This is a genomic window from Ralstonia sp. SET104, assembly GCF_003851545.1.
Lineage (GTDB): Bacteria > Pseudomonadota > Gammaproteobacteria > Burkholderiales > Burkholderiaceae > Ralstonia.
This window is the reverse complement of record NZ_BHVX01000006.1, coordinates 37,118-53,455: the sequence shown is the minus strand read 5'-3', so window position 1 is coordinate 53,455 and position 16,338 is coordinate 37,118. Positions and strand designations below refer to the sequence as shown.

The following is a 16,338-nucleotide window of genomic DNA, read 5'->3' as shown; positions in this document are numbered from 1 at the left end:
GTAAGCCGTGAGTCGTGCACCGCTTGCACGCGCCTGACGAAGTCTTCTGTTCCGAGCTGGCATGAATCCCTCCCGAATCTTTATCCTCCGGCCCGTGGCGACCACGCTGTTGATGGTCGCCATCCTGCTCTCGGGCCTGGTGGCGTACCGGATGCTGCCGCTCTCTGCGCTGCCCGAGGTCGACTACCCGACCATCCAGGTGACGACGCTGTACCCCGGTGCAAGCCCCGACGTGATGACGTCGTCCATCACCGCGCCGCTGGAGCGGCAGTTCGGCCAGATGCCGGGCCTGAAGCAGATGACGTCGGCAAGCTCCGGCGGCGCCTCGGTCATCACGCTGCAGTTTGATCTGTCGCTCTCGCTCGATATTGCCGAGCAGGAAGTGCAGGCGGCCATCAACGCGGCCGGCAACCTGCTGCCGACCGACCTGCCGATGCCGCCGATCTACAGCAAGGTGAACCCGGCCGACGCGCCGATCCTCACGCTGGCGATCACCTCCAACACACTGCCGTTGCCCAAGCTGGAAGACCTGGTCGACACGCGCATTGCGCAAAAGCTGTCGCAACTGCCGGGCATTGGCCTGGTGAGCATCAGCGGCGGCCAGCGGCCAGCCGTGCGCATCCAGGCCAACACGTCGGCGCTGGCGGCGCTGGGCCTGTCGATCGACGACATCCGCACCGCCATCGGCACGGCCAACGTGAATGGCGCCAAGGGCAGCTTCGACGGCCCGATGCGCGCCTCAACCATTGACGCCAACGACCAGCTCAAGTCAGCCGCCGAGTACGGCAAGATGATCGTCGCCTACAAGAACGGCGCGCCCATCCGCCTGACCGACGTGGCACAGATCGTCGACGGCGCCGAAAACAGCAAGCTCGCTGCCTGGTCCAACACCACACCCGCGATCATCCTGAACGTGCAGCGCCAGCCCGGTGCCAACGTGATTGAAGTGGTGAACCGCGCCAAGGCGCTGCTGCCGCAATTGAAAGACACGCTGCCCGGCAATGTTGAGGTGTCGCTGCTGACCGACCGCACGACGACCATCCGCGCATCGGTGTCGGACGTGCAGTTCGAGTTGCTGCTGGCCGTGGCGCTGGTGGTGATGGTCATCTTCCTGTTCCTGCGCAACGTGCCGGCCACGGTCATTCCGGCGGTGGCGGTGCCGTTGTCGCTGGTGGGCACGTTTGGCGTGATGTACATGGCCGGGTTTTCGATCAACAACCTGACGCTGATGGCGCTCACGATTGCCACCGGCTTCGTGGTGGACGACGCCATCGTCATGATCGAGAACATCGCCCGCTACATTGAAGACGGCGAGCCGCCCATGGAAGCCGCACTCAAGGGCGCCAAGCAGATCGGCTTCACCATCATCTCGCTTACGTTCTCGCTGATTGCGGTGCTGATTCCGCTGCTGTTCATGGGCGATGTGGTGGGGCGGCTGTTCCGCGAGTTTGCGATCACGCTGGCGGTATCGATCCTGATCTCGGCCGTGGTGTCGCTCACGCTCACACCGATGATGTGCGCGCGCTTGCTCAAGCACATTCCCGAGGCTGAACAATCGCGCTTCTATCACGCGGCCGGCGCGTTCTTCGACAACGTCATCGCGCGCTACGGCCGCATGCTGCAATGGGTGCTCGAGCGCCAGAAGACGACGCTGCTGGTGGCCATCGGCACGCTGGTGCTGACGGGTGTGCTGTATGTGGCCGTGCCCAAGGGATTCTTCCCGGTGCAGGACACGGGCGTGATCCAGGGCATTTCGGATGCGTCGCAGTCGATCTCGTTCTCGGCCATGGCCGAGCGGCAGCAGAAGCTGGCCGAGGTGGTGCTGAAAGACCCGGCGGTGGAGAGCCTGTCGTCGTTCATTGGCGTGGATGGCGTGAACACCACGCTCAACAGCGGCCGCATGCTCATCAACCTCAAGCCGAAGGATGCGCGCGACGCCGACGCCACCGAGATTATCCAGCGCCTGCAGCCGGAGCTTGCCAAGGTGGCGGGTATCTCGCTGTACATGCAGCCGGTGCAGGATCTGACAATTGAAGACCGCGTCAGCCGCACGCAATACCAGTTCACGGTGGAAGACCCGGACCCGAACAACCTGTCGAAATGGGTGCCGAAGCTGGTTGAACGCCTGCAGCAGACCCACGAACTGCGCGACGTGGCGAGCGACTTGCAGGACAACGGCCTGCGCGCCTACGTACAGGTCGACCGCGACAAGGCGGCGGTGTACGGCATCACGATGGCGGCGGTCGACAGCGTGCTGTACAGCGCCTACGGCCAGCGCCTGATCTCGACCATCTTCACGCAGTCGAACCAATACCGGGTGGTGCTGGAGACCGACCCGAAGATGCAGCTTGGGCTGCAATCGCTCTATGACCTGCATGTGGCATCGAGCAGCGGCCAGCAGATCCCGCTGGGCGCGTTTGCCACCGTCGTGGAACAGCCAGGCTCGCTGGTGGTGAACCATCAGGGCCAATTCCCTGCAGCCACGATTTCGTTCAACCTGGCGCCGCGCGCTTCGCTGGGCGCGGCGGTCGATACGATCAACGCTGTCGAACAGGAAATCGGCCTGCCGGCCAGCATGCAGACCAGCTTCCAGGGTGCAGCGCTGGCCTTCCGCGCATCGCTGTCGAACCAGCTGTGGCTGATCCTGGCGGCCATCATCACCATGTACATCGTGCTGGGCGTGCTGTACGAAAGCACGATCCACCCGGTGACGATTCTCTCGACGCTGCCGTCGGCCGGCGTGGGTGCGCTGCTGTCGCTGCTGGTGTCGGGCAAGGACATGGGCATCATCGCCATCATCGGGATCATCCTGCTGATCGGCATCGTCAAGAAGAACGCGATCATGATGATCGACTTCGCGCTGGAAGCGGAGCGCGAGCAAGGCATGACGCCGCGCGATGCCATCTACCAGGCGTGTCTGCTGCGTTTCCGCCCGATCCTGATGACGACGATGGCGGCACTGCTGGGGGCTCTGCCGCTGATGCTGGGCACAGGTGTGGGCTCCGAGTTGCGCCAGCCGCTGGGGATCACGATGGTGGGCGGCCTGCTCGTCAGCCAGGTGCTGACGCTGTTCACCACGCCGGTCATTTACCTGGCCTTCGACAGCCTGGGCGAACGCCTGCGTGATTGGCGTGCGCGCCGCGCTGCGCGACGTCACGGCACCCCCGGTGCCAACCAATCCGGCGGCCCGCGATGAACCTGTCCGCCACCTTTATCGCGCGGCCGGTCGCCACGGCGCTGCTGACCATCGGTGTGGCGTTGGCCGGTATCGCGGCGTTCCGCCTGCTGCCGGTGTCGCCGCTGCCGCAAGTGGATTTCCCGACCATCTCGGTCAGCGCGTCGCTGCCGGGCGCGAGCCCCGAAACCATGGCGGCCACCGTGGCAACGCCGCTGGAGCGTTCGCTCGGCCGCATCGCGGGCATTAGCGAGATGACATCGTCCAGCTCGCTCGGCTCGTCGCGGATCACGCTGCAGTTTGATCTGTCGCGCGACATCGATGGCGCGGCACGCGATGTGCAGGCCGCCATCAACGCTTCGCGCAGCCTGTTGCCTTCGGGCTTGCCCAGCAACCCGACGTATCGCAAGGTCAATCCGGCCGATGCGCCGATCATGATCCTGGGGCTCACCTCCGACACCAAGTCGCGCGGCGAGCTGTATGACGCGGCGTCGACCATCCTTGCGCAGAAGCTGTCGCAGATCAACGGCGTGGGCCAGGTGAACATTGGCGGCGCGTCACTGCCCGCGGTGCGGGTGGAGCTGAACCCGATGGCACTGAACAAGTACGGCATCTCGATGGAGACCGTGCGCGCCGTCATCACCAGCACCAACGCGAACAAGCCCAAGGGCATGATGGAATCCGGCGAGCGCGTCTGGACCATCTATGCCAACGATCAGGCCAAAAAGGCCGTCGAATATCAGTCGCTCATCATTGCCTGGCGCAACGGGGCGCCGGTGCGACTGGCCGACGTGGCGGACGTCAGCGACAGCGTGCAGGACATCCGCAACTACGGCTCAGCCAACGGCAAGCCATCGGTGCTGCTCATCATCAGCCGGCAGCCGGGCGCCAACATCATCGACACGGTTGACCGCATCAACGACATCCTGCCGTACCTGCGCAATACCATTCCCGCGCAGATCAACCTTGATGTGATGATGGACCGCACCCCCACCATCCGCGCCTCGCTCAAGGATGTGGAGCGCACGCTGGTGCTGTCGATCGCGCTGGTGATCATGGTGGTGTTCCTGTTCCTGCGCAATGTGCGGGCAACGCTCATTCCCAGCGTGGCGGTGCCGGTCTCGCTCATCGGCACGTTCGGGGTGATGTACCTGTGCGGCTACAGCCTCGACAACCTCTCGCTGATGGCGTTGACGGTGGCCACAGGCTTTGTGGTGGACGATGCGATCGTGGTGCTGGAGAACGTCTCGCGCCACATCGAGAACGGCATGCGGCCCATGCAGGCGGCGCTCAAGGGCGCACGTGAAGTCGGCTTTACCGTGGTGTCGATGAGCCTCTCGCTGATTGCCGTGTTCATCCCGCTGCTGATGATGGGCGGCATCGTGGGCCGGCTGTTCCGGGAGTTTGCGGTAACGTTGTCGGTGGCCATTCTGGTGTCGCTGGTCGTGTCGCTCACCACCACACCAATGATGTGCGCGCGCTTGCTCAGGCCCGCCGCCGATGAAGAACACGGCTGGTTCCACCGCAAGACTGAAGGCTTCTTCACCTTCCTGCTCGACATCTACCGCAACTCGCTGGCGTGGGCGCTACGCCATAGCTGGCTCACGCTGCTGATCCTGTTTGCGACGGTATGCCTGAACGTCTATCTGTACATCATCGTGCCCAAGGGGTTTTTCCCGCAGCAGGACACGGGCCGCGTGATCGGCTTCATCCAGGCAGACCAGTCGATCTCGTTTCAGGCAATGCGCACCAAGCTGACCGACTTCATCGCCACCGTCCGGCAAGACCCGGCGGTGGAGAACGTGGTGGGTTTCACGGGCGGCAGCCAGCGCAATACCGGGCAGATGTTCATCCAGCTCAAACCGCTGGCTGAGCGCAAGATGTCTGCCGACCAGGTCATCAACCGCCTGCGCGGCAAGCTGGCGCGAGAACCGGGCGCGAGCCTGTTCCTGCAATCGGTGCAGGACATTCGTGTGGGCGGCCGGGCCAGCAATGCGCAGTACCAATACACGTTGCAGGCGGACGATCTGAACGAGCTGCGCGCGTGGGATCCGAAGATCAAGCAGGCGCTCACGCAGGTCAAGTCGCTCACAGATGTCAACACCGATACGCAAGACAAGGGCCTGCAGACCTCGCTCGTGATCGACCGCGACAAGGCGAAGTCGCTCGGCATCAACCCCAGCGATATCGACAACGCGCTGAACAACGCTTTCGGGCAGCGCCAGGTGTCGACCATCTACAACCCGCTCAACCAGTACCGCGTGGTGATGGAAGCCGCCCCGCAGTACTGGCAGAACCCGGAAGGCCTGCGCGACATCTACCTGATCACCTCGAAGGGCGCGCAGGTGCCGCTGTCGACCTTCTCGCACTACGAGCCGACCAACACCGCGCTGGCGGTCAATCACCAGGGGCAGTTCGCGGCCAGCACGATCTCGTTCAATCTGGCACCGGGGGCGTCGCTGTCAGGTGCCACGCAGGACATTCAGGACACGATGAACCGCATCGGCGTGCCGTCCTCTGTGCACGGCAGTTTCCAGGGCACCGCCAAGGCGTTCCAGGATTCGCTCTCCAGCCAGCCGGTGCTGATCCTGTTTGCGCTGATCACCATCTACATCGTTCTGGGCGTGCTGTATGAGAGCTATGTGCACCCGATCACGATTCTCTCGACGCTGCCCTCGGCCGGCGTGGGTGCACTGCTGGCGCTGATCGTCACGGATACGGATTTTTCGATCATCGCGCTGATCGGCGTCATTCTGCTGATCGGCATCGTCAAGAAGAACGCGATCATGATGATCGACTTCGCGCTGGAAGCGGAGCGCAGCCAGGGCATGAGCCCGGCAGACGCCATCTTCCACGCGTGCGTGCTGCGCTTCCGGCCCATCTTGATGACGACGATGGCTGCGCTGCTGGGCGCCCTGCCCTTGGCGCTAGGCCATGGCGATGGCGCGGAGTTGCGCACGCCGCTGGGCATCTCCATCGTCGGCGGTCTGCTGGTCAGCCAGATCCTCACGCTATACACCACGCCGGTGGTCTACCTGGCACTGGACCGGCTGCGCCTGCGCCGCGCCGGCCGTACAAAAGACACACCGCTGCCCGCATTGGACTCGCAAGGAAGCTGAACATGACAAGAGGCACTCAAGCCCTCCGTACCTCACTGCTCGCGCTGGCCGCGTGCGCGCTCGTGGGCGCTTGCGCGGTCGGCCCGGATTACAAGCGGCCGGATACGCAGGTGCCGCAGCAATACAAGGAAGCCAAGGACGTCGATGGCTGGAAGATTGCCAGCCCGAGCGACGCCATCGCCCGCGGCAAGTGGTGGGAGATCTTCAACGATGCGCAACTGAACGCGCTGGAAGATCAAGTGGCCGCCGCCAACCAGAACATCCGGGTAGCCGAGGCGCAGTACCGCCAGGCACAAGCGCTGGTGCAATCGGCACAGGCTTCGTTCTTCCCCACGCTCGGTGCCAGTGCATCGGCCACGCGCAGCCGTTCGGTGCGCACCTCGGTCAACTCCGATGGCAGCCTTTCGACCGGCAACCCGAGCCTGCTCAACTCGCAGAGCCTGTCGCTCAACGCAAGCTGGGAGCTGGATCTGTGGGGCCGCATCCGCCGGTCGGTAGAGTCAAACAAGGCCAGCGCGCAAGCCAGCGCCGGCGATTTGTCGTCCGCATTGCTCTCGGCACAGGCGACGCTTGCGCAGAATTATTTCCAATTGCGTGTCACGGATACCCAGAAGGCCGTCCTGCAGCGCACCGTGGCCGACTACGAACGCTTCCTGAAGCTCACGCAGAATCAGTACGCGGTGGGCGTGGCGCAGCGCTCGGATGTGCTGACCGCGCAGACGCAACTCAAGCAGTCGCAAGCGCTGCTGCTGGATACCGAAGTCACGCGTGCGCAACTGGAGCACGCCATTGCGGTGCTGATCGGCAAGCCGCCGGCGGAATTCTCGCTGGCGCCTGCCACTGCCGCCAGCGCGGCTGACTTGCCGGCCTTGCCAGCCATTCCGCTGCAAGTGCCGTCGGCCGTGCTTGAGCGCCGTCCCGACATTGCTGCCGCTGAACGCCGCATGGCCGCCGCCAACGCGCAGATCGGCGTGGCCAAGGCCGCGTACTTCCCGACGCTCACGTTGGGGGCATCGGCCGGGTTGGCGGCCAACACGCTGTCGCGCCTGGCAACGCTGCCCAGCCGCGTCTGGTCGATCGGCCCGACGCTGGCCGCAACGCTGTTTGATGGGGGCGCTCGCGCGGCTGCCGTCGACAAGGCCGGCGCTGCTTACGATGCGTCGGTCGCAACGTACCGCCAGACCGTGCTCGGCGCCTTCCAGGACGTTGAAGACAACCTCGCCGCGCTGCGCTGGCAGACCCAGGAATTTGCCGTGCAAGCCGATGCCGTCAAGGCCGCGCAGGAAGCCGCGCAACTCAACCTGAACCGCTACCGCGCGGGCACCGTGAGCTTCCTGGAAGTCATCACCGCACAAGCCACTGCCTACAGTGCCGAGCGCACGCTGCTCACGCTGCAGGGCAAGCAGTACTCGGCAGCGGTGCTGCTGGTCAAGGCGCTGGGCGGCGGCTGGCATGGGGAGGTGCCAGTGGTCGGCCAGGCAGCGCTGCAGCCGGCATCCGCTCCGGCTGCTCAATAGGCATCCCCTTGTTGCCGGTGGCCGACGACGTTTCGCCATCGGCAATATCCTCTTGTGCCTAAGCACGCACGCAGTCGGATAGTTCCCCCTATAATCGTCAGAATTTATTTCAGACGACCCTGATCCTCCGGGCGTGCTGGTGCAGCAGCAGGCGCGTAAATTGCGTCGCTGGGTGCCCTGCAAGCCCGCCCCGGTGCTATGCCGACCGTCTGTTTGCCTGCCGCCATGTCCGCCGCGCGCGTGGTTGCCGACGCTGTTGCCCAGATTCACGCGCGCCGCTCAATTGACTCCGCCTCTCTCTGATGATCCGATCCGCGCTTCCTCGTTCCGCCAAGCTGCTGGCCACCGCCCTGGGTGCCGCCACGCTGTTCTCCGCCCTGCCTGCGCAGGCTGACCCGTCCGTGCGCGCCATCTACGGCAAGGACAACCGCCACGGCATCGAGAAGTACGGCGTCGATCTGGATTTCGATTCGGGCTTCCACTGGGGCAACCCGGAAGGCTGGTTCGTGAACCTGGATTGGGAAGTCGCGCTGGGCCAATGGCGCTCGACCAAGGGCACCAATCGCCAGAACCTGACCGAGTTTGGGGTGACGCCGCTGTTCCGCATCGAAAAGCGCGGCGGCTCGTGGGTGCCGTTCATTGAAGCCGGGGTTGGCCCGCGTCTGCTGTCGCACACCCGTACGTCGGATGAGCACAACTTCAGCACGGCCTTCCAGTTCTCCGACATGATCGGCGTGGGTGTGGCCTTCGGCAGCAAGCAACAGTTCCAGATGGGCTATCGCTTTGAACACCTGTCGAACGCATCGATCAAGCGCCCGAACCCGGGCACCGATCTGAACGAGCTGTACCTGCGTTACACGTTCTAAAGTCTGAGCGTCTGCGTTTTCAGACACGCGGCCTGCCCTTGCGGCGGGCCGTTTTGTTTTGCGCGATGGTTGATTAACGCGCGTCGGCTTCGCCGTCGAGATCGCGAGCGCGCGGTCGCATGCCCATCAACCGCTCGTAGTTGAGCGAGGCATGGAAGCCGAAACCGTTGCCGCCAGCACGCTTGACCTCATACATCGCAGCGTCGGCATTGCGGATGAGCGTTGGCGCGTCGCGCCCGTCGGTCGGATACAGCGCCACGCCGGCGCTCACGCCCATCGACAACACGTGGCCTTCCACACGGAACGGCGTCTGCAACTGCTCGATCAGGCGTTCCACGGTTTGCGACACATCGTCGCGCGTAGCGCAGTGCGTAAGCACGACAACAAATTCATCGCCGCCAAGACGGGCCACGGTGTCCGATGCACGCAGCCCGCTGCGCAATCGCATGGCCGTCGCCTTCAGGACAAGATCGCCCACGGCATGACCATACTCATCATTGACGGGCTTGAAGCGATCGAGATCGATGAACACGACGGCAACCTGACCGCGCGCGCGACGTGCGGTCTGAATGGCAATGAACAGCCGATCGCGCAGCAAGCGCGCATTGGGCAAGTCCGTCAGCGGATCATGCAGCGCAAGATGGTGTGCCTGATCCAGCGCGGTTCGCCGCTGTGTCACGTCAAGCAGCGTGCCGCTCACGCGCGTGGCCGCGCCGCGTGCATCGCGCTCGGTCACACGGCCACGCGCAGCCACCCAGATCCATTGACCATGGCGCGCACGCATGCGCTGCTCGATTTCAAAGCCCTCGGCGTCACCACGCATATGGCGATAGATGCGTCGCGCGCTCAACGCGACGTCTTGCGGATGCACCATGGCAAACCAGGCATCCGGATCGTTGGACAGATCCATCGGCTCGTAGCCGAGCATGTCGGCCGTCCGGCGGTTAAACGACACATGCCGCGCACGCGTGGACCAATCGAACGTACCGAGCCCCGCGCCGTCGAGCACATAGGCCAACCGTTGCTCCGACGCGCGCAGCGATTCCAGCGCCAAGCGCCGCGCGGTCACGTCCTGCATCTGCACCACGAGGTGTGTATTGCCACCGTCGCGCGCCACCGCCACGTCGGTCTGCACCCACACAGTGGTGCCGTCCTGGCGCACCAGGCGCGTTTCCATTGACAGCGAATCGCGCTGACCGGCGAGCAGCGACTCGATACCATGTCGCGTACGTTCCGTGTGATCGGGGTGGCACAGGTCGAACAGATCGCGCGTGCGCAGCGCCTGTGCCTCGTGACCGGTCAGCGCGCACAGCGCACGGTTCACGTCGAGGAAGCGACCCTCCGGCGCGCACAGGCCGATTCCTATCGGCGAATGTTCGATCGCAGCCTTGTACAAGTGGTGGTCCTCAAGCATGGCGATGCTGTTTCGCGAATGCGGCAGTCCCGGGGGTAGCTGATGTGATGGCCATCGCGCCGCAGGGTGCTCCATGACGCAATGACCTGCGTTGGGCTCGTTGCGGTGGCGGCTGGCGTGATCCCCGTGACCGGTCTCGTGGTCTGTGTGGTCCGGTTGGTGGCCGGCGATGACAGACCTTGGTGCGTTGCAAGCGCACGAATCGAGGCGGACTATAGAAGCCGCAAGTTAACGGGGCAATCCCTTCCCGCGAGGGGACAGGGACCGCGTGCGCGCCGTAGGTCCCCTCATACGCGAAATGACGCGAAGGAAACGCGCCCCGCGTCATTCCCGTCTGCGTTTGTCGACATCGATTGTCGACACCTGCCCAGCGTCGCCGGACATCCGGCAACTCTACACTGGCGCACCGGGCCGAACAGCTAGCCGTTCGGTTAGGTAGTGCGATCGCTGCTGCCCGCGCAACCGTTTGCTTTATGGTTGCGCAGCAAATTCCACACTGTGGTTGCCTGTAGGTGACGACAAAGCCTCGGCCCTCATCCGGAAGAACGAAACGCGCGGGCGGCCAGCTCCGTTACTATTCTTCAATATCGCTTTCGGGGGGGCGAGATCAAACACGGCGAGCCGCGGCACATGCGCACGCGGTTGTGGGAGGTTGTATGGAATTGAGTTTTGTCGCCCCCGGCACGCAAACGCACCGCTATGCCTTGAAGCTTGCGGGCCTGCCAGAAAGTACCCAGCCCGGCGCTCAATGGATCGACCCGGCCTGGGTTGACGATGCCCTTACTGCCGCCGTGCGCGTGTTCGATGCGCACCGCGTGCACTTTGCCGATGCCTATCTCGCCTATCGCGCACGTGATGCAGCGCAGCATTCTGCGCGTGCCGCCAGCAACACCGCACCCGCTCGCGTTGCTGGTGATCTCCACGACGACACGCCTCTGCTCGCGGATACGTTTGCGATTGCGCAGTTGGCCGCACTTGTCACGCTGGAAGCTGCCGGCGTGACCGATGTGATCGATGTGCGTCTGGTTGTTGAGCGCCTGCACGGCGAGGGCCCCACCCCGCCCGGCGACGGCATCGGCGAGGTCACGTTCGTGGCCGAAACCCCCGCTGGCCTGCGAAGTGCCGCCGGTCGGCATTAAGCACGCTAAGGCCGCTCAGGCCCCTCGCGTATGGGCCGCTCCGGCACGATGGCCGGTTGCGGCTCAGTGGGTGCGCCCACGGCCGCAGCGTCACGGAACGTCCAGTACCGGTGCACCAGGAAGTTGAAGATTGCCGTGAGGGCTGAGGCGAATACCTGCGCAATCAGGTAGTACAGCCCGAGCCCCAGCCCGATGGCCATGATGGTGGCGTTGCACCCCAGCGCCAGGAAAGCCACCAGGCCAAAGCGCACCATCGCCCCGATGTGCCCGCGTGTGCTGTTGAACACAGCCTGCCGGCTGATGAAGTAGTTGAGCGTGGCGCCAATCACGCTGCCCACCACCGACGCCCGCCACGGCGAGACCCCCGCCTGCACCAGCCCGAACAGCACCACATAATGCGCCAGCGTTGCACCGCCGCCGATCACGACATAGCGCGCAAACTGCTCCACCGCTGCCCAGAAATGCTGCCGAGACGCCATGGTCGCGCCCACCCCATCCGCTTTGGAACTGACATTGTGCTCGATCATGGTTGCCGGGCCGCAACCCGCGTGCCACCGCCCCTGCACAATAAGTGCGCTTAAAGTTGTGCGACATTTGGCCGTATAGAAACGTGGGGCCCCGTGCGGCTGTGGGCTCCCCATTGCCATGCTCGAACTTCAACCTCTCGATATTCCGCTTGCGATCCCTCTGCCGTGGCCGATGCTTGACGCCGACGGGCAGCTACTCGTCCCCAAGGGCGACGTCATCAACTCGCCAGAGGAGATCGACCTGCTGTTCACGCTGCACCGCCCGCATCGTCGGCCTGATGGCACGCCCGCGCCTGCGCCAGCGTTTGCAAACACGCAGTTCCCGAACACGAGCTTCCCCGACATGGGCGACGACCCGGACGGCGAACGCACGATCGCGATGGAGCTGCTGGGCCTGCGCCCAGGCGGCATGCTGACGGTGCGCCTGACCGCTGGCGCCGGCCAGACGAAGGGCGCCGCCCGCGTGATTGGCTACAGCCCTCAGCGTCATCTGCTGATCACCATGCCCACCGACAGCGGCCGCACGGTCATGCCGGTCAAGGACGAACTGGTGGAGATCCACGCATTCTCGGGCGAGGGCATCGCCAGCTTCGAATGCACGGTGATGGCCGTCTGCCGCATCCCGTTCGAATACGTCGTGCTGTCGCCGCCGCGGCGGATCAAGAACCGAACGTTGCGCAAATCGCTGCGCGTGCGCGCCAACGTGGTCGGCAAGATGCTGGTGAGTGGCGACCCGCCGCGCATGATCCATATCTCGGACATCAGCACGACGGGCGCGTCGTTCCGTTCCGCACATCGGTTAGCAGTCAGCGGCGCACCGGCGCGTCTGCGCTTCCGGGTGAAAACGCGCGACTACCACTCCGAGCTGGTGGCCGCTGCACTCGTGCGCAGTGAAAAGCCGTCTGACCTGCCCAACGTCTATCAATACGGCGTGGAGTTCATCGAACTGGTCGCAGCCCAAAAAATGCTGCTGCAATGCTTCATCTATGAACAATTGCTTTGGGGCGGCCAGCGCATGGTGTAACGTGCAGATAGCACTGATATTCGCGTCACTTTTATCAGAATTAATTACCATTGAATATTAAAAACGCCTGCCGCCCTCACACGAAAACATGCTGTGAAGCGGCCACCATAGCCAACTTTCGGCTTATGATGCCGCAGGCTTGCTTGTGACAAAGCAATACGATTGACCGCGTATCGAACGCACGCATTTTTGTTTTAAAGGCATTTGCAGGACGATCCCCATTTATGAGCCGCGCAAGGTCTGTCGCGCCATCGAGTCTGGATCCCATCTCCGGATTGCTGGAGCGCGAACGATTTGTCCAACTGCTGGCTGCCATGCCGCAACCCGCACGCCAGGGCGCAATCGGCGCACTGTTGCTGATCGGCTTTGATCATTTTGCCGAGGCCACCAACACGCTCGGGCCGCTGGCCGCGCGTGAGGTCATCGTCGAATGTGCATCGCGGCTCGGAGCGCTAAGCGTGCCGGATGCTGATGGCGCCGCGCCCATCGTCGGGCGCATCGGCCCTGAAACCTTTGCCGTTGCCTGCGCAGACTTCGCCTCGGCACAGGATGTTCACGATCTCGCGCGGCAGATTTCTGCCGCGCTTACGCGGCCTTTCATCACGCACGGCTACGAGCTGGTCTGCTCGTGCAGCATCGGCATGACGCTCTTTGAGAGCACGCCTTCCGATGCGGCACGGTTGATCGAACAGGCTGACCGTGCGCTCTACGGCGCTCAGCACGGCGCTGAACAAAGCCCTGCGCTGTACGCCCCGGCCGCCATGCCGCCGCACTCCGGCGGCAACACTGCATCTGCCGACGATGAAGACGCCGTAGCCCAGCACCCGCGCCTGGCCGCGCAACTGCGTCATGCACTCGCGCGGCATCAGTTCAGCCTGAACCTGCAACCGCAACTGAGCCTCGCCGATGGCTGCATCGTCGGCTACGAATTCCTGCTGCGCTGGATTTCACCCGAACTGGGCGGAGTGGCGCCGGCCGATTTCCTGCCGATCCTGGAGCAGACGGGTGACATTCGCGAGGTGGGCCGCTGGGTGCTCGACAACGCGGCGCAGATGCTGGCCGGGCTGCTGCGTGAAGAATCCCAGCGTGCGGGGCGCAACAGCCGGCATCAGCCGGGCGTGCATGCTGCCGTCAATTTGTCGGTTGCGCAGTTGCTCGATCCGCAACTGAGCGACGTCGTGCGCGACATTGCCGCACGCCACGCAGTGCCAACCGCTCGCCTCGTCTTCGAGATATCGGAGCACACGCTGCACCGTGCCAACGGTGCGGCACAGAAAGCCGTCGAGGCCCTGCACGCCTGCGGCGCACGCGTGGCCGTGGAAGACTTTGGCGCCACCGAGCGCAGCCTTGATTGCCTGGCAACCTTCCGCCCGGATCAGGTCAAGCTCGATCAGGCCGTTGTCAACGCTGTGACCAATGCGAGCGATCACGCAGTGCTGCAGCGCCTGGTGGCTGCCGCGCACGGCGCCGGTGTGCCCGTCACGGCCACACGCGTGGAAACCGCCGCGCAGCTTCACGCATTGCGCGCCTGCCGGTGCGACGTGATCCAGGGCTACCTCCTGTCGCAGCCCTTTCCCGCACGTTGGATCGACGACACACAAGACGTGATTGCCGAGCGCGCACGCGATCTGATGCCGTAAAGGAAAACGAGAAAACGAGAAAACAAGAAAACGCCCTTGCGCAGCGATGCGCAAGGGCGTTGTTGCTTGCGCGTGTGCTGCTTATGCGTGCTCGACGCGGAAGACCGCCACCGCGCTGCGCAGTGCCTCGGCCTGTTCTTCCAGGGATTCCGCAGCCGCTGCGGCCTGCTCGACCAGCGCGGCATTCTGCTGCGTCACCTGATCCATCTGTGTAACGGCCTGGTTGACTTGCTCAATACCGCTGCTCTGTTCTTCCGACGCAGCGCTGATCTCGCCCATGATGTCGGTCACGCGACGCACGGCCACGACCACCTCTTCGATTACCGTACCGGCTTCGGCCACGAGGGTCGAACCGTTCTGCACGCGGCCCACCGAATCGCCGATCAGCGCCTTGATCTCCTTGGCCGCTGTGGCGCTGCGCTGCGCGAGGCTGCGCACCTCGCCGGCCACCACGGCAAAGCCACGGCCCTGCTCGCCCGCGCGTGCGGCTTCCACCGCAGCGTTCAACGCGAGGATGTTGGTCTGGAAGGCAATGCCTTCGATCACGCCGATGATGTCGGCGATCTTCTTGCTGCTGTCGTTAATGCCCGACATGGTCTCGATCACGCGGCCCACGACTTCCCCGCCCTTGACGGCGATGTCCGATGCGTTAACGGCCAGCGTGCTCGCCTGACGCGCGTTGTCAGCGTTCTGGCGCACGATGCTCGTCAGCTCTTCCATGCTCGATGCTGTTTCTTCCAGCGACGACGCCTGCTGCTCCGTACGCTGCGACAGGTCGGCATTGCCAGCGGCAATCTGCTTGGTGGCGCTGGCGATCGAATCCGAGCCTGTGCGCACCTGGCCGATGATTTGCTGCAGGTTCGTCTGCATGGACGACACCGCGTGCATGAGGCGTGCGGCTTCGTCGCGGCGGCCAGCAGCGGTCTGCCCTTCCATGCGCGTAGCGAGATCACCCGAGGCCATGCGCTCGAACACCTGAATCGCGCGCTCCAGCGGACGCACCAACGTGCGGCCGAGCACGCTGCGCGCCAGCACCGACAGCACCAGCGCGGCGGCCAGCAAGCCGCCCGAAATCCAGATGCTCATGGTGTAGCGTGATTGGGAATGGTCAAAGCGTTCCTGCCCATATTTGAAGCGTGCCCCGACCAGCGGGCCGAGCGCGGCGTCATAGTCGACAAACAGCTTCGGCACCTGGGTCGTGTTCAGGTCGCGGTAGGTCGTGAGGTCACTGCGCTCCAGCGCCGCAATGGCCGGCTCCAGTGCCGTCTTGACGAACCTGGTGCGCGCGGCGTCAGCAGCCTGCAGTTGGGCGCGGTCGGCCTCGGCAATCGGCAGCTTCATGAACTGCGCCCACGCGTCATTGGCCGAGTTGACCATGGTGTGCGCATCAGACAGCAGCTTCTTGAGTTCTTCGGGCGACGAGACCGAATCAAAATTGGTCAAGTGAATGCGCGCCCACAACAGGTTGATGGTGTCTTTCGCCAACAGGTCCAAGCCCTTGGCATCTTCCAGATACACCGCGCGCAAATCGGCGTTGGTGGCCCGGCCGGTGCTGATGCCCGCCGCGCCCACCACCGCAATCATCACTGCAAACGCTGCGACCAGGAAGGTCAGCCGCGTGCGAATGCTCGTATCCATCCATTTCCACATGTGTTTTCCCCTGCATGGTTCGGCCGTGTGTGGCGCGGTGACGCTTCTAGCGCGCCGTCTTCCGGCACCCGATTCACTCCTGAAAAGTGCTAACGGCAAGGGCGGGCGGAAATAGAGGGCTCGCCCACAAATGTCCAAGATGCATCGCAAGTGATTTACAAGAAGGTAAAAAAGATGCGCTCCGCGCACCCCACGTATGCGGGGTGGCACTAAAATGCGGGTTGCGCCACCGCCCTGGTGGCAATCACGCGAACATCGTGCGGGATA

Annotated in this window: 10 protein-coding genes; 7 read left to right on the top strand and 3 right to left on the bottom strand. The window is 64.0% G+C overall.

Annotated features, from left to right (window positions below):
• Positions 1–61: 61 nt before the first annotated feature.
• The 4 genes from PSUB009319_RS09535 to PSUB009319_RS09520 all read left to right on the top strand — a co-directional run bounded on the left by PSUB009319_RS09535 (position 62) and on the right by PSUB009319_RS09520 (position 8,677).
• Positions 62–3,196: an MdtB/MuxB family multidrug efflux RND transporter permease subunit gene (locus tag PSUB009319_RS09535; protein WP_124381991.1), complete on the top strand. Its 3,135-nt coding sequence runs from the start codon at positions 62–64 to the stop codon at positions 3,194–3,196.
• Complete coding sequence (locus PSUB009319_RS09530) at positions 3,193–6,294, top strand: multidrug efflux RND transporter permease subunit (RefSeq protein ID WP_124381990.1); 3,102 nt, start codon at positions 3,193–3,195, stop codon at positions 6,292–6,294. The genes PSUB009319_RS09535 and PSUB009319_RS09530 overlap by 4 nt, the downstream gene beginning before the upstream one ends.
• A 2-nt stretch (positions 6,295–6,296) precedes the next feature.
• Positions 6,297–7,811 carry an efflux transporter outer membrane subunit gene (locus PSUB009319_RS09525; RefSeq protein WP_124381989.1) on the top strand — a complete coding sequence of 505 codons (1,515 nt, stop codon included), beginning with the start codon at positions 6,297–6,299 and terminating at the stop codon, positions 7,809–7,811.
• 302 nt (positions 7,812–8,113) lie between these two features.
• Positions 8,114–8,677, top strand: coding sequence for an acyloxyacyl hydrolase (locus tag PSUB009319_RS09520; protein ID WP_124381988.1), 564 nt, complete (start codon positions 8,114–8,116; stop codon positions 8,675–8,677).
• A 73-nt stretch (positions 8,678–8,750) separates the two neighbouring features.
• On the opposite strand, the gene PSUB009319_RS09515 is transcribed toward PSUB009319_RS09520, so the two are convergent.
• The gene (locus PSUB009319_RS09515) at positions 8,751–10,091 is read right to left on the bottom strand and encodes a sensor domain-containing diguanylate cyclase (RefSeq protein ID WP_124381987.1); all 1,341 of its coding nucleotides are present in this window, start codon (positions 10,089–10,091) and stop codon (positions 8,751–8,753) included.
• A gap of 656 nt (positions 10,092–10,747) precedes the next feature.
• Between PSUB009319_RS09515 and PSUB009319_RS09510 the strand changes: the two genes are divergently transcribed.
• Positions 10,748–11,230 (top strand): hypothetical protein, encoded by a 483-nt coding sequence (locus PSUB009319_RS09510; protein ID WP_124381986.1) that lies wholly within the window; start codon positions 10,748–10,750, stop codon positions 11,228–11,230.
• 5 nt (positions 11,231–11,235) lie between these two features.
• Here the strand turns inward: PSUB009319_RS09510 and PSUB009319_RS09505 are convergent, their stop codons facing one another.
• Positions 11,236–11,757 carry a GtrA family protein gene (locus PSUB009319_RS09505; RefSeq protein WP_124381985.1) on the bottom strand — a complete coding sequence of 174 codons (522 nt, stop codon included), beginning with the start codon at positions 11,755–11,757 and terminating at the stop codon, positions 11,236–11,238.
• Positions 11,758–11,875: 118 nt separating this feature from the next.
• Here PSUB009319_RS09505 and PSUB009319_RS09500 point away from each other — a divergent pair, with 118 nt between their 5' ends.
• Together PSUB009319_RS09500 and PSUB009319_RS09495 are read left to right on the top strand one after the other, a co-directional pair.
• The gene (locus PSUB009319_RS09500) at positions 11,876–12,781 is read left to right on the top strand and encodes a flagellar brake protein (RefSeq protein WP_124381984.1); all 906 of its coding nucleotides are present in this window, start codon (positions 11,876–11,878) and stop codon (positions 12,779–12,781) included.
• 224 nt (positions 12,782–13,005) lie between these two features.
• Entirely contained in the window at positions 13,006–14,421 is a 1,416-nt protein-coding gene (locus PSUB009319_RS09495) for a bifunctional diguanylate cyclase/phosphodiesterase (protein ID WP_124381983.1), read from the top strand.
• A gap of 81 nt (positions 14,422–14,502) precedes the next feature.
• Here PSUB009319_RS09495 and PSUB009319_RS09490 read toward each other — a convergent pair whose 3' ends face one another.
• The gene (locus PSUB009319_RS09490) at positions 14,503–16,071 is read right to left on the bottom strand and encodes a methyl-accepting chemotaxis protein (RefSeq protein WP_124381982.1); all 1,569 of its coding nucleotides are present in this window, start codon (positions 16,069–16,071) and stop codon (positions 14,503–14,505) included.
• Positions 16,072–16,338: the final 267 nt, after the last annotated feature.

What these genes read in the sequence shown, in the direction of transcription:
- PSUB009319_RS09510 (WP_124381986.1), top strand. Translation starts at nt 10,748, where the DNA reads ATGGAATTGAGTTTTGTCGCCCCCGGCACGCAAACGCACCGCTATGCC.
- PSUB009319_RS09515 (WP_124381987.1), bottom strand. Translation starts at nt 10,091, where the DNA reads ATGCTTGAGGACCACCACTTGTACAAGGCTGCGATCGAACATTCGCCG.
- PSUB009319_RS09525 (WP_124381989.1), top strand. Translation starts at nt 6,297, where the DNA reads ATGACAAGAGGCACTCAAGCCCTCCGTACCTCACTGCTCGCGCTGGCC.
- PSUB009319_RS09490 (WP_124381982.1), bottom strand. Translation starts at nt 16,071, where the DNA reads ATGTGGAAATGGATGGATACGAGCATTCGCACGCGGCTGACCTTCCTG.
- PSUB009319_RS09535 (WP_124381991.1), top strand. Translation starts at nt 62, where the DNA reads ATGAATCCCTCCCGAATCTTTATCCTCCGGCCCGTGGCGACCACGCTG.
- PSUB009319_RS09505 (WP_124381985.1), bottom strand. Translation starts at nt 11,757, where the DNA reads ATGATCGAGCACAATGTCAGTTCCAAAGCGGATGGGGTGGGCGCGACC.
- PSUB009319_RS09495 (WP_124381983.1), top strand. Translation starts at nt 13,006, where the DNA reads ATGAGCCGCGCAAGGTCTGTCGCGCCATCGAGTCTGGATCCCATCTCC.
- PSUB009319_RS09530 (WP_124381990.1), top strand. Translation starts at nt 3,193, where the DNA reads ATGAACCTGTCCGCCACCTTTATCGCGCGGCCGGTCGCCACGGCGCTG.
- PSUB009319_RS09500 (WP_124381984.1), top strand. Translation starts at nt 11,876, where the DNA reads ATGCTCGAACTTCAACCTCTCGATATTCCGCTTGCGATCCCTCTGCCG.
- PSUB009319_RS09520 (WP_124381988.1), top strand. Translation starts at nt 8,114, where the DNA reads ATGATCCGATCCGCGCTTCCTCGTTCCGCCAAGCTGCTGGCCACCGCC.